A 14,667-nucleotide genomic window follows, 5' to 3' on the forward strand; every position below is an offset into this window, starting at 1 on the left:
GACAGCCGGCCGATACTCAGAGCCAGCCGTTGTCCCGGGCGGTGCGGACCGCTTCGGCCCGGTCGGCAGCGCCGAGCTTCTGCACGGCGGCGGAGAGGTGGTTGCGCACGGTGCCGGTGGACAGGTGCACCCGGCGGGCGATCACCGCGACCGGGGCGCCGACCTCGGCCAACCGCAGGGTCTCCAGTTCCCGTGGGGTCAGCGGGCACGGGGGCAGGGTCAGCGCGTCGGCGGCCAACGACGGGTCGACGTAGCGACCTCCGGCGTGCACTCGGCGGATCACGTCGGCGAGCGCCCCACCCGGCGCGCCCTTGGGCAGGAACCCTCGGGCGCCAGCGGTCAACGCCTGGCGCAGGTGCCCGGGCCGGCCGTGCCCGGTCAGCACGACCACCGCGCAGTCAGGCCGGACCCGGGTCAGCTCGGCGGCCACCGCGATGCCGTCCAGGCCCGGCATCTCCAGGTCCACCACCGCCACGTCCGGGCGGTGCGCCAGCGCCGCGCTGACGGCTGCCGGGCCGTCGGCGGCGTGTGCCACCACCTCGACGTCCGGTTCCAGGTCGAGCAGCGCGGCGACGGCGACCCGGATCAGCTCCTCGTCGTCGGCGAGCAGGACGCGGATCACGACCGCGCCGGCACTGTGGCTTCGAGGGTGAAGATCGCATCCTCCCGGCGTACCCGCAACTCTCCCCCGGCGGCGGCGAGTCGGTCGGCCAGCCCCCGCAGGCCGTGGCTGTGCGCGTCCGGGCCGCTGTCGTCGGCACCGTCGTTGGCCACTGTCATCCTGGCCACGTCATCCTCCCAGTCGATGCGGATCCGGCACCAGTCGGCCCGACTGTGCCGCAGCACGTTGGTGCTCGCCTCGCGCAGCACCGCCGCCAACTCGACGGCGGCCGGTTGCGGCAGGTCCGTCGGTGGCGGCACCACCGTGCACCGCACCCCGCAGGAGCGCAGCACCCCCACCACCGCGGTGAGCTGTTCGTCGAGGTCGACGGCCCGGTAGCCGTGCACTGTCTCGCGCACCTCGCTCAGCGCGGAGGCGGCCAACCGTTGCACCTCGGCGGCCTCCCGCCCGGCCCGTTGCGGGTCGACCGGGGCGAGCCGGGCGGCGAGTTCGGCCTTCAACGCGATCACCGTGAGCCGGTGCCCCAGCACGTCGTGCACGTCGCGGGCGAAGCGCAACCGCTCCTCGGCCGCGGCCAGCCGAGCCTGCGCGGCCTGGCCCTGCCGGGCCTCCACGAGCAGGTCCCAGAACCAGACCTGGAACCCGTTGACGGCGGCGACGGCCACGCCGATCCCACCGGTCACGCCGAGGTGGCGCGGGACGGAACCACCCGTGCACCAGGCCACCGCGACCGTCACCGCCAGCACACCGGCCGTCACCGCCAGGGCGGCCCGCCACCGCACCAGCAGCGGCGTCATGCCGATCAGCGCCGCACCGAGCCAGGCCCAGGTCGGCCAGCTGCCGGCCGCCACCGGACCCACCAACGGAACGGTCAGTACCGCCACCCCGACCAGGCTCAGCTCGGCCCGACGCCGCCAGCGCCGGTCGAGCCACGGCGTCACCGCCGTGTACAGCACGACGGTCTGGGCGACAACGAAGGCGAGGATGCCGGCCGCGCCGAGCGCCACCCGGCCCGGGTCGGGCTCGCGGGTCAGGCCGACCGCCGGTAGCAGGACGCTCGCCCAGACGCCGGTGGCCAGCGACACCAGCGTCGCCTGCCGGGCGCGGCGCAGCCGGCGGTCCGCCCGGGGAGTTACCGCCACGCTCGACACGCACCGATCCTAGAACCGCCGCGCGCCTGCTCCACCCCGGCGAATCGTCACTGTCGAACCGTGGAATCCGCACGGTTTTCCCGTGACGAACGGGTCTGCCGCCCACCCCGGTGACACCGGCAGGGTCGAGGCATGGAAAACACCAGGATGTACGCGGACAGCGTCACCGCCGTACCGTCACCAGCGCCGCTGCCCACCGACGACCCGACGCCTCCGGGCCCGACGCCGACCAGCGCGGCAGCGGCCCACAGCCGGCGGCGACTGCTGTGGCACCTGGGCGAGATGGCGCTGGCCATGGTCGCCGGGATGCTGCTGCTCGCGCCGTTGTGGGAGCTGGCCGGCACCGCTCTGGGCGTCGGCGGCACGTTGGCCCGGCCGGAGGTCGCCGCATTGGTGATGGCCACGAACATGACAGTCGGGATGACGGTGGTGATGCGCTACCGGGCGCACCGCTGGCTGGCGGTCGGCGAGATGGCAGCCGCGATGTACGTCCCGTTCCTGCTGCTGCTCGTGCCGTTCCGGGCCGGCCTGATCGGTGCCGACGCCATGGTCCTCGGCGGTCACCTGCTGATGATCCCGGCGATGGTGCTGGTGGCGGTCCGGCACCGACACGAGACGTCGGCGCCGGTCCGCCGGCACCCGGCCGTGGTGGCGCTCGCCCACCGCTGGCCGACCGGGTTGGCGCTGCTGATGACAGTTGACATGTGGGTCGACCCGACCGTGCTCAGCCCGTGGACGATGCTGGTGCTGCCCGGCGGCTACCTGCTGATCGGGGCGGTCCGTGGCACGCTGGGCGGGCCGGGGGTGCTCGCCACCCAACTCGCCGGTCTGGCCGGCTGGGTCGCTGTGACACTGGCCGCGGTCGTGGTCGGCGGGCGGACCGCCGCCTGGTTGGTGGCGTTCGGTTGGTTGGCGCACGCCGGTTGGGACCTGGCGCACCACCGCCGCGCCCGGGTCGTGCCGCGCGGCTACACCGAGTTCTGCATGGTGCTCGACGTGGCCCTCGCCGCGGTGATGGTGCTGGCCATCCTGACCACGGACGGCTGACCGAGGCCGCCGCCGGGACCGGGGAACGGGCACAGCACGGGCCCGGGGACAGTTCTTGTGGCAGTCGCCGCAACGGCCCGGACGGCGTGATGAAAGGCTTGGCGCATGAGTTCCGCACCTGCACAGCACGACGCACCGACTGACGCCACCCCCGACGGCACCGACGAGGTGAGCGCCTTCACCGAGCTCGGGCTGCGCACCGAACTGCTGGGCGCGCTCGCCGCCCTCGGGTACGAGGAGCCGACCCCCATCCAACGGGAGGCTATCCCACCGCTGTTGGAAGGTCGGGACCTGCTGGGTCAGGCGGCCACCGGCACCGGCAAGACGGCGGCGTTCGCGCTGCCGCTGCTGAACCTCATGGCGGCACACCGCCAGGGCGGTGACCCGGTGGCGCTGGTGCTGGTGCCGACCCGGGAGCTGGCGGTGCAGGTCTCCGAGGCGTTCCACCGCTACGGCAAGGACCTCGGCGCGCGGGTGCTGCCGATCTACGGTGGGCAGCCGATCGGGCGCCAGCTGCGGGCACTGGACAGCGGCGTCGACGTGGTGGTGGCCACCCCCGGGCGGGCCCTCGACCACATCGCCCGGGGCACCCTGCGCCTCGGTGGGTTGGCCACGGTGGTGCTCGACGAGGCCGACGAGATGCTCGACATGGGTTTCGCCGAGGACATCGAGGCGATCCTGGAGCACGCCCCGGCGCAACGTCAGACGGTGCTCTTCTCGGCCACCATGCCGTCGCGCATCGACGGGATGGCCCGCCAGCACCTGCGCGAGCCGGTCCGGATCGAGATCGGCCGGGAGCAGCCGGTCGCCGGTGAGGCGCCCCGGGTGCGGCAGAGCGCGTACATCGTGACCCGGGCGCACAAGCCGGCCGCGCTGGGCCGGGTGTTGGACGTGGAGTCCCCGACCGCGGCGATCGTGTTCTGCCGCAGCCGCGAAGAGGTCGACCGGCTGACCGAGACGATGAACGGCCGGGGTTACCGCTCCGAGGCGCTGCACGGTGGCATGAGCCAGGAGCAGCGCGACCGGGTCATGGGCCGGCTGCGGGCGGGCACCGCCGACCTGCTGGTGGCCACCGACGTGGCGGCCCGGGGGCTGGACGTCGAGCAGCTGACCCACGTCGTCAACTACGACGTGCCGTCGGCCCCCGAGTCGTACGTGCACCGGATCGGTCGGGTGGGTCGGGCCGGCCGCGAGGGCGTGGCGATCACCCTCGCCGAGCCGCGCGAGCACCGGATGCTCAAGACCATCGAGCGGGTCACCGGCCAGCGGATCACCATCGACAAGATCCCCACCGTGGCGGACATGCGGACCCGACGGTTGGAGCTGACCCAGGCGGCCCTGCGCGAGAGCCTGCTGGAGGACGACCTCGACCCGTACCGGGTGATCGTGGAGACGCTGACCGACGAGTTCGACCTGATGGAGGTCGCCCTCGCCGCGGTGAAGCTGGCCCACGAGGTGACGTCGCCGGGTTCCGACGACGAGGAGGAGATCCCGCAGGTTCCGGTGCGCGGCCCGCGCGAGGGTCGTCCGGAGTCCGGCGGCCGGGGCGGCGACCGGCGGGGCGGGGGTCGGCCGCGCTCCGGCGGCGGCAACACCGTCCAGGTCTTCGTCGGTCTGGGCCGACGGGCCGGGGTGCGCCCGCAGGACCTGGTCGGCGCGATCACCGGGGAGACCGGCATCCGTGGCCGCGACATCGGTTCGATCGAGATCGCCGACCGGTTCTCGCTGGTGGAGGTGCCGCAGGGGGTGGCCGACGAGGTGATCTCCGGGTTGCGGCAGAGCACCATCAAGGGCCGCAAGGCCACCGTACGCCGGGACCGCGGCGGCGACGAGCGCTGAGCGCGTCGTCGGCGACCGCCGGGGTACGACGGTCGCCGGCGACGCGCGACGGGAGTGCGAACGGTGGGGCGGTGACCGCGCCGCCCCACCGGCTCTACTCGATGTTGCCGGTGACCACGTTCTTGCCGCCGACCAGCGAGGCACCGCCCGCCGCGTGGTCGAAGGCGCGCATCACGTTGTTGCTGATGATCCAGTTGTCGCTCGTGCCGACGGTGACGATCGGCCGGTCCTGCCGGCGGGTGGTCGTCGAATCGGAGTAGATCTGGTTGCCGATCACCTGGCACAGGCCGGAGTCGCCGCCACGGATCCCGCTCTCACCGTTCTCGTGGATCTCCAGACCCATGATCCGGGTACGCCCGGACGAGAAGACACCGATGCCGTTCGAGGCGTTACGCCACAGGCGGCCACCGATGAACTGGTTGCCCCAAACCTGCCAGAGGTCGACTCCGTTCCCGGTGCCGCCGGTGCCGTTCGACTCGAGGTAGACGTTCTGGAACGTGTTCCGGTGCCCGCTGTTCCGCAGTTCAACGCCGTTGCCGACGCATCCCCAGACGTGCAGGTTGTCGAAGAAGCAGGCACCGTCGTGCAGTCGTAGGCCGGTCGCGCACTCACCGATCCAGACATTGAGGAACTCGTTGTCGTAGGCCCAGGCGTTCACGAAGATGCCGATGCCGACGCAGTCCTCGACGTTGATGTCGGTGATCTTGTTCGCGTGGGCGCTGGTGGCCTCGGCCGTGCCGACGAACTCGATGGCGTGGCTGCCCGAGTTGCTGAAGTGCAGGTGGTGGAAGGTCGACCGAGGGGCACGGATGGTCAGCAGCACCCCCGACGTGCGTTTGCCGTAGAAGTGCACGTTCGAGATCTGGTTGTAGATGCCCGACGAGACCAGGCGACCGGTGTAACCCGGGGCCGGCTGGATGATCGCCGCGCCGATGTTCTCCCCGGTCCAGGTCAGGCTGGTCGGGAAGGTGACCTCCGATCCGAGGCCGAGTCGGCCCACCGGCTGGAAGATCTCCCCACCCTCCTGCGGCAGCAGCTTCAGCGCGACCTCGACCTTCGCCGCCTCGTCACTGCCGTCGAGCAGGCAGCCGACCCGGGGGTCACGCAGGCTGAGCGCGCCCTCCCGTACCGTCGTCGGCTCGGCTCTGGCCGGTGTGGCAAGCGTCGCCACGACCGCAGCGCCGGCTCCGCCGGCGAACAGGGCCCGTCGTCCCAGCCCTCGGCCCGCTGGTTCCGGCCGGTGCGGCACCGTCGGCGGCAGGGCACCGGGCGTGTTGGCGTTCGCTTCCATGCGTCTCCCCGTGATGAACACTGTGCGGAGGCCGACCCTATAGCCGATCAGCGGCCCGCAGGGGGCACGGGTGCGGGCTCCGACGAGCGCGGAGAACGCCGCCGGCGACCGTCCGGGTGGGACGGTCGCCGGCGCTGCGGGTCAGAGGGGGTACGGCCCGAAGCGGCCCCAGGCCACAAGCGCGGCGAGGACGAGCAGCACCACGCACGTCACGATGCCCTGGATCTCCACCGTGCGCCGCTCCGGCACGGTGGCCGTCCGCACCCCGTGCAGGTGCACCACGGTGCCGCCGATCATGATGATGACCAGCCCGAGCGCGGCGAGCGGGGTGAGCACCGTGGCGATGCCGGTGAGGGCGGGCAGCAGCAGCCCGATGGCGGCCAGCAGTTCCAGGGCGCCGATGGCCTTGACCTGGATCGGCGTGGCGGCCTTCGTCCAGCCCATCGTCTCGTGCAGCTTCTCCTTGGGTTGGGTCAGCTTGACCACGCCGATGCCGCCAAAGATGGCAGCGAGCAGGATCTGAACGATCCACAGCACCATGTTCACAGGGGTTTCCTCCGGGGGACCGCCCTACGGCGGAGAGGTAGTTGACGTCTCAAGCACGACAGTACGGTCCTCCGGGACCCGGGCACAGCGACAGGCCCCCGCCGTCTCGTGAGCGGCGGGGGCCTGTCGCTTGGTACGTCAGACCGTGAAGAGCGCCGGACCGTCCAGCGTCTTCACGTCGGCCGGGCGCAGCGCCAGGGCGAGCACGTCGGCCACGTCGGCCAGGGTGTGCACGGTCAGCGCCTCGCGCACCTCGGTCGGCAGGTCGTCCAGGTCCGGTTCGTTGCGCGCCGGGATGATCACTTCGGTGAGACCGGCCCGGTGCGCGGCGAGCAGCTTCTGCTTCACCCCACCGATCGGCAGCACCCGACCGGAGAGCGTCACCTCACCGGTCATCCCGAACTCGGGGCGGACCGGGCGACCGGTGACCAGCGACGCCAGGGCCGTGACCATGGTGATGCCGGCGCTCGGACCGTCCTTGGGCACCGCGCCCGCCGGGAAGTGGACGTGGATCCGGCGTCCCGCGAGGGCGTTCGGGTCGATGCCGAGCCGCCGCCCGTTGGAGCGCAGGTAGGAGAGCGCGATGTGTGCCGACTCCTTCATCACGTCACCGAGCTGGCCGGTCAGGGTCAGCCCCGGCTCGCCCTCCATGCTGGTCGCCTCGATGAAGAGCACGTCACCACCGGCGCCCGTGACGGCCAGGCCGGTGGCCACGCCCGGCACCGCGGTGCGCTCGGCCGACTCCGGGGTGAACTTCGGCCGCCCCAGGTAGCCGGTGAGGTTGTCGGTGTCGACGCGTACCGGCGTGGGGTCGGTCGCCAGGGTCACCGTCACCTTGCGCAGGATCTTGGCCAGGGCCCGTTCGAGCTGCCGCACGCCGGCCTCGCGGGTGTACTCCCCCGCGATCAGCGCGAGAGCCTCGTCGGCGACTGTCACCTCCTCGGCGGTCAACCCGGCCCGCTCCCGCTGCCGGGGCAGCAGGTGGTCGCGGGCGATGGAGACCTTCTCGTCCTCGGTGTACCCGTCCAGCATGACCAGCTCCATCCGGTCCAGCAGCGGGCCGGGGATGGCGTCCACCACGTTGGCGGTGGCCAGGAAGAGCACGTCGGACAGGTCCAGATCGACCTCCAGGTAGTGGTCCCGGAAGGTGTGGTTCTGGGCCGGGTCGAGCACCTCCAGCAGGGCGGCGGCGGGGTCACCGGCGTAGCCGGCGGCCAGCTTGTCGACCTCGTCGAGGAGCACGACCGGGTTCATCGAGCCGGCCTCGCGCAGCGCGCGGACGATCCGGCCGGGCAGCGCCCCCACGTAGGTGCGCCGGTGCCCGCGGATCTCCGCCTCGTCGCGGACGCCGCCGAGCGAGACCCGGACGAAGTTGCGCCCGAGCGCCCGCGCCACGGACTCGCCGAGGCTGGTCTTGCCGACCCCGGGAGGGCCGGCGAGGGCGAGTACCGCGCCGGAGCCACGACCGCCGACCACGCCGAGGTTGCGCTCGGCCCGCCGGTTGCGCACCGCCAGGTACTCCAGGATGCGGTCCTTCACGTCGGACAGACCGGCGTGGTCGGCGTCGAGCACCGCCCGGGCCGCGGCCAGGTCGGTGTTGTCCTCGGTACGGGTGCCCCACGGCATCTCGAGCACGGTGTCCAGCCAGGTACGGATCCAGCCCGCCTCCGGGGAGGCGTCACTGGCCCGCTCCAGCTTGCCGACCTCGCGCATGGCCGCCTCGCGGACCTTCTCCGGCAGCTCGGCGGACTCGACCCGGGACCGGTAGTCGGCGGAGCCGTCCGGCTCGTCCTCGCCCAGTTCCTTGCGGATCGCGGCGAGCTGCTGACGCAGCAGGAACTCGCGCTGGGACTTCTCCAGCCCCTCGCGGACGTCACTGTTGATCTGCTCGGTGACCTCCTGCTCGGCCAGGTAGTCCTTCACCCAGCCGACCAGCAGCTCCAGCCGGACGGTGACGTCCGGCGCGGCGAGCAGCTCGGTCTTCTGCTCCAGCATCAGCCAGGGCGCGTAACCGGCCGAGTCGGCCAGCTCGGAGAGGTCGGTCATCCGCTCCACCGCGTCGATGACCTGCCAGGCGCCCCGCTGCTGGAGCACGGAGGTCACCAGGGCGCGGTACTCGCGGGCGAGTTCACGGGCCCGACCGGCGTAGGCGGGTTCGTCGAGTTCGGTCGCCTCGACCCAGAGGGCGGCGCCGGGGCCGGGCACGCCGGACCCGATCCGGGCCCGGGACAGGCCTCGGATGACGGCGGCGGGCTCACCCTCGGGCAGCCGGCCGACCTTCTCGATGGTGGCGACCACGCCGACCGGCCCGTACTCGCCGTCGATGCGCGGCACGGCCAGCAGCTTGCGGTCGCCGGTCGCCCGCGCCGCGTCGATCGCGGCCTGGGTGGTGGGGTCGAGGGTCACCGGGATGACCATGCCGGGCAGCAGCACGGCGTCGGTCAGGGGAAGTACCGGAAGAGTTGCCATCGAACACCTCGCGTTGAGTTGAGCGTGTCTCACTCAAGTAACAAAGCGTTCCCCTTGTTCCGATCTGTGACCCAGACCACTTCCCCGGCCGGTTCCGTCGGGTCGCCCAGGACCGGTGGGCGACCCGACGGGACACCTCAGGTGAGCTTGCTCTTCACCGTGTTCACCACCGAGCCGGCCACCCCCGGATTGGTGCCGTACAGGCGGGGGTCACCCGGCGGCAGCACCGGTTCCGGCGCGTTCGCCCGCGGGTTGTCGTCGTACCGGAACTCGCCCTTGCCGTCGGGCGAGGGCCCGGACGCCCAACGCCCCTGGGCGGCGTCGGTGCCCGAGGAGAAACCCAGATAGGTGTAGCCGTACTCCTCGGTGAACTCGCCCGAGTCCGGGAAGGCCTCCGGCACCGGCATCTCCTCCAGCCCGTCCTCCTTGAGCTGCTCGATCGCCGCCAGCCACATGTTCTGGTGCATCGTGTCGCGGGCCAGCAGGAAGCGCAGCATCTGCTTGACACCCGGGTCGTCGGTCATGTGGAACAACCGGGCGACCTGGAGCCGACCCTGCGCCTCGGCGGTGACGTTGAGCTGGAAGTCGGCCAGCAGGTTGCCGCTGGCGGTGACGAACGCGCCGCTCCAGGGCACCCCGTTGGAGTCGGCGGGCAGGGCACCACCACCGCCATGGATGAAGTGCGCCGGATTCTCGCCGGCGTAGGTCGCCGCACCACCGGGGTCCTCCGCGATCCCCTCGGTCAGCGACAGCGGCGCATTGTCCAAGAGCCGGGTGATCATCGTGACGATCATCTCGACGTGGCCCATCTCCTCGGTGCCGACATCGAGCAACAGATCCTTGTACTTGCCGGGCAGCCGGCAGTTCCAACCCTGGAAGAGGTACTGGTTGGCGACTGTCATCTCGCCCCACTTGCCGCCCAGCACCTCCTGCAGCCGACGGGCGAAAGCCGCGTCCGGGCCGTCTGGTTTGGCCTCGAACTGCAGATCCTTGACGTGACTGAACATCCGACCTCCTCGGTACCGGAAACAGGTAGCGAGGCCGTTCCCGCTGGGCTGACCCGAGCGGGCCAACCGGTGGCCCGCCCGGGTCATCCCAGCGGGCGGGCCACCGGCAGCAACACCTCCAGCGCCACTCCACGGGGCCGCAGCCGGTGCGCCCGCAGCGCTCCCCCGTCGGTCGCGACGAGCTGCCGCGCGATCCACAGGCCCAGACCGGACATCCCGACGGCCGGCGTCGGACGCCGCAGCGCGACCAGCAGCGCGTCGTCGACCCTGCCCTCGTCGGTGACCAGGATGCTCACGCCGGGACCGCGCACCGTGGCGTAGAGCCCGACCTGCCCGTTGGGCGGCCCGTGCCGCAACGCGTTCTGCACCAGGTTGACCAGCACCTGTCGAGTGCGTCCGGCCGGCACCGGGCAGGAGGCGGCCCGCCGGGTGGCCCGTGCCCGCCGCCGACCGGCCGGCACCAACGCGGCGGCCTCCCGCAGGATGCCCGCCAGCGCGACGACCGGCTCCGGCTGCGCGGCCAGCGCCAGCGCGCCGGTGCCGGCGGTCGCGTCGCGCAGCAGACTCTGCAGGTGTGCGGCCTGGTCGCGGGCCAGCTCGGTGATCGCCCGCCGATCGGCACTGGTCAGCTCGCGACGCTCGTCGGCCAGAGCGCGGGTCAACGAGGTCAGGGTGCTCACCGGCGTCCGGAACTCGTGGCACAACACCCGCAGCAGCAACTCCGAATCAGCCTCCGCCGCTCGCCGCTCGGCGGGTGTCGGCGCGATGGGGCGCAACCCTCGCAGCAGGTCCCGCAAACCGTGCCGTACGCGCATCCACCCGACTCCCCTCGTTCGGTGCGAACCCGCATGATCGGTACCCGCTGGGGAACGGCCCAGACATGCCGGGAAGCTCCACCTTGCGACTCGTTGTCGTGGACGATCACCCCCTTTTCGTCCGCGGCCTGGAGTTGCTGCTCCCGATCACCAGCAGCGGCCGCGCCGAGGTGGTCGCCTCAACCGGCGACGCCGCCGCGGCGGCGGCGCTCGTCGCCGCCTGCCGCCCCGACCTGGCCATCGTCGACCTGCACATGCCCGTGCCCGGCGGGATTCGGGCGGTGGCGGCGATCCGGCGGACCACCCCTCGGGTACGGGTGGTCGCGATGTCCGGCTCCGCCGCCCCCGAATCGGCGGTGGAGGCGTTGCGGGCCGGCGCCGAGGGTTTCCTGCCCAAGACCAGCGAACCGGAGGAACTGCTGCCCCCGCTGCTGGCCATCCTCGACGGCTGGGCGGTGCTGCCGGCCGAACTGCTGCGCACCATGCTGCGGCCCACGCGCTCCCCGTCGGTCGATCTCGACGGGGAGGAACGGCGGCTGCTGCGGGCGATCGCCGCCGGCCGCAGCACCGTCGACATCGCCGAAGAACTGCACGTCTCGGAACGAACGGTGAAACGTATGACCGCTGCGTTGCTGCGGAAGTTGCGGGTGTCGAACCGGGCCGAGGCTGCCGCAGTAGCCGGTCACGCCGGGATCCTCGGGGAATGAAGGCCCGGCGATCGCACCGATTCACGGTTTTGCTCTGTAACGGAATCGCGACGCGCCGAATGAATGGAAGGCATATTGTTGCGGATTACCGGGGTGATAGGTCAGACTTTGGACACATCCCGCCGCACACAGGGAGTAATCGGCAATGGCGAGAAAAGTAATCACGGTCCTGACCGACGACCTCGACGGTGGGAAGGCCGACCGGACGGTGGAGTTCAGTCTCGACGGCGTGGCCTACACGATCGATGTCTCCGACGAGAATGCCGGTGTCCTGCGCAAGGCGCTCGACCCGTACATCAATGCGGGTCGGCGGATCGGGCGCGGTCCGGTGGAGAGCGCCCGTTCAGTCCGACGGCCGGGCCGACCCGCCGGCGCGGGAATGGATCGGGAGCAGAACCGGGCCATCCGGGAATGGGCCGTCAAGAACGGCTACAAGATTTCCGAGCGCGGCCGGATCCCGGTGGAGGTTGTCGAGGCGTACAAGAACCGCTGACGCGACGCGACGACGGGGCCCCGCCAGCACGGCGGGGCCCCGTCGTGTGTCCGGGTCGCCCGTTGCGACGCGACGGCCGGCCACCCGGGGGTGGCCGGCCATCGTTGCTACCTCAGTTGACGTCGATGCGCACCGAGTCGAAGGCGGGGGTCTGGTTGGCCCGCTCCATCATCGGCAGGCGGTGCGAGCCGTCACCGGCCCAGACGGAGCACTGGGCGGTACCCGACTCCGGCAGGCCCGGAATCTGGATCGTCACCTCGTCGGGCTGGGCACCACCGCGGCCGTCCTCGGTCGCGACGAAGAACGCGGGCACCTCCTGCGGCTCCGGCGGCGCGGTCAGGCTGTCCAGCATCCGGCAGGCGGTGTGGAAGTGCCCACGGACCAGGCCCTGGTCGTTGAGCAGCGAGCTCTCCACGTAGTAACCACCCTGACCGGCGGCCAGGAAGCGGTCCCGCACCAGGTTGCGGGTGCTGACCCGCAGGGTGAAGGGCTGGTTCTGGCCAACCTGCTCGGGGAACTGGGTGATCAGCAGCGACGGGTTGTTGGCCGCCGCGCCGACCTCACCGAACTCGGTGCTCACGCAGCGGTTGCCGTTCTGGAAACCGTCGTGCGGCTGGAGCCGGCTCTCGTCGCAGTCGTTGGCGAGCACACCCAGCCCGGCGCCGGGCTCGGTGCCGCCACCGTTGTTGCCGCCGCCGTTGTTGCCGCCGCCGGGCGTGGTGGTGGGGGTGCTGCCACCGCCGTTGTTGCCGCCGGTGTTGCCGGTGGGCTGCACCTGACACTCGGCGAGCTGGGCCAGGCCCTGCGGCCGGGGTCCGACCCGGTCGATGGCGGTCGTGATCCGGTCCAGCACGGCGCGGCGCTTACCGGCCAACGGCTGGAGGATCGCGTTGCGGATGAACGCCTCACCCTTGTTGCCCTCGGCGGCCAGCCGGCGGTCCGCCTCGGCGATCTGGGTCTGCAACTGGGCGAGGTTGCGGTCCACCTCGGCCCGCGCCCGGTTCGGCACCTGCGGCAGTTTGGCCGCCACATCCGGACAGGCGACGGCGGTGCCGGTGCCCACCGTGCCGTCCTTGCCGTCCTCACACTCGGGGACCGACTGCTGTCCGTCACCCCAGTGATTACGCACCCACCGACCGTTCTGCCAGGTTCGGCTGGTCGAACCGGCGCCGGTCGGCGCGGTCGCGCCCGGGCTCGGCTCCACACACTGCCCGGCGGCCGGACGTGGCTTATTTGTCCGCCGGTCCTGGGCCGACGAAATCTGAGTCACGGCGACAACTCCGCCGAAGACCGCGAGCGTGCCGACAACTGCCAGCAGACGCTTGCTCCGCGCGTTGCCGGAAGGCCGGCGCGCCCGAGTGGACCTGCGCATCGAATTGCTCTCCTTCTCGATCCGGTAGTGGATTTCTGCCCTCGGCGGACCGACGGATGTGTGGGGGCACGGCCGCGGCAGGGACCCACCGTGACCCACCCGGTAATGCGTCGATGGCCGACGATGCCCTTTCCGCACCGTCTCCCGCGCCGGTCGACGCGGATGGGGAGATCCTGTTCATTCGCGCAGGAGTACGGGGCGGGTGCCGGGAAGGTTCAACTGACGCACAGGAAATTGCCGCGACCCGACACGGAGCCGGTACGCGGCGGGGAAGAGCAGGTGAAACGGGTGCGGTCAGTCGGCGCAGAGATGGTCGAAGGCGAAACCGCCGACCAGTTCGTGGCGGCGCTCGCTCAGCGCGGCGATCCGCGCGGTCCACTCGGCGCGCGGCAGCAGGTTCGCCACCGCGTTCTCCCGCAGTCGCTCCCCCACGGCGACGGCGGCGAGATCCTCGGCCAGCCGGGCCGCGTCGATGCCGCAGGAGAAGCGGTGTTCGGTCACCGAGACCACCTCGACGAGGCACGCGTCGGGGCGTACCTGCACCCAGCTCCACCCCTGGGCCGGCCCGTCCAGCCAGCGCACGTGCAGCCCTCGCACGATCGGGTCGGTCACCTGCCCAGCCACGTACGCCTCGACGGCCGCCGCGCGGGTCAGCGCGCCGAGGTCGTTGACCGACCCGGTACGCCCGTCGGGCAGTCGGCCCAGGATGTCCCGGAAGCCCACCGGCGCGGGCTCGGTGCCGGCGACGGTGGCCCCGGCGCCCGCGGCGTACGCGCGCGCGTCGATCACGTACTCGACCAGGCGGCGGCCGTGTTCGGCGGCCCGTAGCGTCGGCGAACCGATCCGCAGCACGGGCAGGCCGGCGGCGGCGCTCACCGCGTCCGTGAGTCGCTGCACGCGCTGTTCCGCCGAGGCGGCGCTCGGCACCGGGCCGATCTCCACGGCGACGACTGGGCGGCCGGTGTCGGCGGCGTAGACCACGAAGTCGAAGCTGGCGCGGCTCGCCGAGGTCCACTGGCTGCCGGTGACACCGGCCGGACGGCCCTGGACCAGATCACTGAGCCGACGTGCCGGCAGGACCAGGTGGCCGGCACGGCTGAGCAGGGCGTCGTGCCCCGCCTCGGCGGGCATCGCCCGCAGCCAGCCGCGGTCGTCGCTCCCGGTGCTCGTCATCTGCCTGATCCATCCGCCGGTCGGTCGAGCCGGGCCGAGTCTAGGTGGTCGATCATGGGCCACCGACTTCTGATGTGACCGGGATCACAGCAGTGCCGATGTTCCAGGGGTGGCCGCCGGGTGTATCCAGCGACC

At 72.0% G+C, this 14,667-nt stretch carries 13 protein-coding genes; 4 read left to right on the plus strand and 9 right to left on the minus strand.

The features are described from left to right. Positions 1–16: 16 nt before the first annotated feature. Positions 17–622, minus strand: a complete 606-nt coding sequence (locus ACX27O_RS10420) for a response regulator transcription factor (RefSeq protein WP_030337872.1) — start codon at positions 620–622, stop codon at positions 17–19. Further along, positions 619–1,773: a sensor histidine kinase gene (locus ACX27O_RS10425; protein ID WP_210860749.1), complete on the minus strand. Its 1,155-nt coding sequence runs from the start codon at positions 1,771–1,773 to the stop codon at positions 619–621. The genes ACX27O_RS10420 and ACX27O_RS10425 overlap by 4 nt, the downstream gene beginning before the upstream one ends. A gap of 132 nt (positions 1,774–1,905) precedes the next feature. On the opposite strand from ACX27O_RS10425, the gene ACX27O_RS10430 reads away from it, so the two are divergent. Together ACX27O_RS10430 and ACX27O_RS10435 are read left to right on the plus strand one after the other, a co-directional pair. Beyond that, positions 1,906–2,820 (plus strand): hypothetical protein, encoded by a 915-nt coding sequence (locus ACX27O_RS10430; RefSeq protein WP_210860747.1) that lies wholly within the window; start codon positions 1,906–1,908, stop codon positions 2,818–2,820. A gap of 105 nt (positions 2,821–2,925) precedes the next feature. Continuing rightward, positions 2,926–4,659 carry a DEAD/DEAH box helicase gene (locus ACX27O_RS10435; protein WP_030337875.1) on the plus strand — a complete coding sequence of 578 codons (1,734 nt, stop codon included), beginning with the start codon at positions 2,926–2,928 and terminating at the stop codon, positions 4,657–4,659. A gap of 94 nt (positions 4,660–4,753) precedes the next feature. On the opposite strand, the gene ACX27O_RS10440 is transcribed toward ACX27O_RS10435, so the two are convergent. The 5 genes from ACX27O_RS10440 to ACX27O_RS10460 all read right to left on the minus strand — a co-directional run bounded on the left by ACX27O_RS10440 (position 4,754) and on the right by ACX27O_RS10460 (position 10,787). Next, positions 4,754–5,950: a right-handed parallel beta-helix repeat-containing protein gene (locus ACX27O_RS10440; protein WP_210861314.1), complete on the minus strand. Its 1,197-nt coding sequence runs from the start codon at positions 5,948–5,950 to the stop codon at positions 4,754–4,756. A gap of 141 nt (positions 5,951–6,091) precedes the next feature. After that, positions 6,092–6,490: a DoxX family protein gene (locus ACX27O_RS10445; RefSeq protein WP_247676006.1), complete on the minus strand. Its 399-nt coding sequence runs from the start codon at positions 6,488–6,490 to the stop codon at positions 6,092–6,094. A 144-nt stretch (positions 6,491–6,634) separates the two neighbouring features. Next, the gene (lon, locus tag ACX27O_RS10450; RefSeq protein WP_458939346.1) at positions 6,635–8,965 is read right to left on the minus strand and encodes an endopeptidase La; all 2,331 of its coding nucleotides are present in this window, start codon (positions 8,963–8,965) and stop codon (positions 6,635–6,637) included. 137 nt (positions 8,966–9,102) lie between these two features. After that, the gene (locus ACX27O_RS10455; protein ID WP_030337879.1) at positions 9,103–9,972 is read right to left on the minus strand and encodes a manganese catalase; all 870 of its coding nucleotides are present in this window, start codon (positions 9,970–9,972) and stop codon (positions 9,103–9,105) included. An 83-nt stretch (positions 9,973–10,055) separates the two neighbouring features. Continuing rightward, positions 10,056–10,787, minus strand: a complete 732-nt coding sequence (locus ACX27O_RS10460) for a sensor histidine kinase (RefSeq protein ID WP_358128608.1) — start codon at positions 10,785–10,787, stop codon at positions 10,056–10,058. 98 nt (positions 10,788–10,885) lie between these two features. Between ACX27O_RS10460 and ACX27O_RS10465 the strand changes: the two genes are divergently transcribed. Further along, positions 10,886–11,494, plus strand: coding sequence for a response regulator (locus ACX27O_RS10465; RefSeq protein ID WP_458939347.1), 609 nt, complete (start codon positions 10,886–10,888; stop codon positions 11,492–11,494). A 145-nt stretch (positions 11,495–11,639) separates the two neighbouring features. Then, positions 11,640–11,987 (plus strand): histone-like nucleoid-structuring protein Lsr2, encoded by a 348-nt coding sequence (locus ACX27O_RS10470; protein ID WP_030337882.1) that lies wholly within the window; start codon positions 11,640–11,642, stop codon positions 11,985–11,987. A gap of 112 nt (positions 11,988–12,099) precedes the next feature. On the opposite strand, the gene ACX27O_RS10475 is transcribed toward ACX27O_RS10470, so the two are convergent. Together ACX27O_RS10475 and ACX27O_RS10480 are read right to left on the minus strand one after the other, a co-directional pair. Next, the gene (locus ACX27O_RS10475) at positions 12,100–13,359 is read right to left on the minus strand and encodes a hypothetical protein (RefSeq protein WP_358135815.1); all 1,260 of its coding nucleotides are present in this window, start codon (positions 13,357–13,359) and stop codon (positions 12,100–12,102) included. Positions 13,360–13,653: 294 nt separating this feature from the next. Then, positions 13,654–14,532, minus strand: coding sequence for a PDDEXK family nuclease (locus tag ACX27O_RS10480; RefSeq protein ID WP_458939348.1), 879 nt, complete (start codon positions 14,530–14,532; stop codon positions 13,654–13,656). Positions 14,533–14,667: the final 135 nt, after the last annotated feature.

The sequence above is a fragment of the Micromonospora sp. SD19 genome, assembly GCF_054462275.1.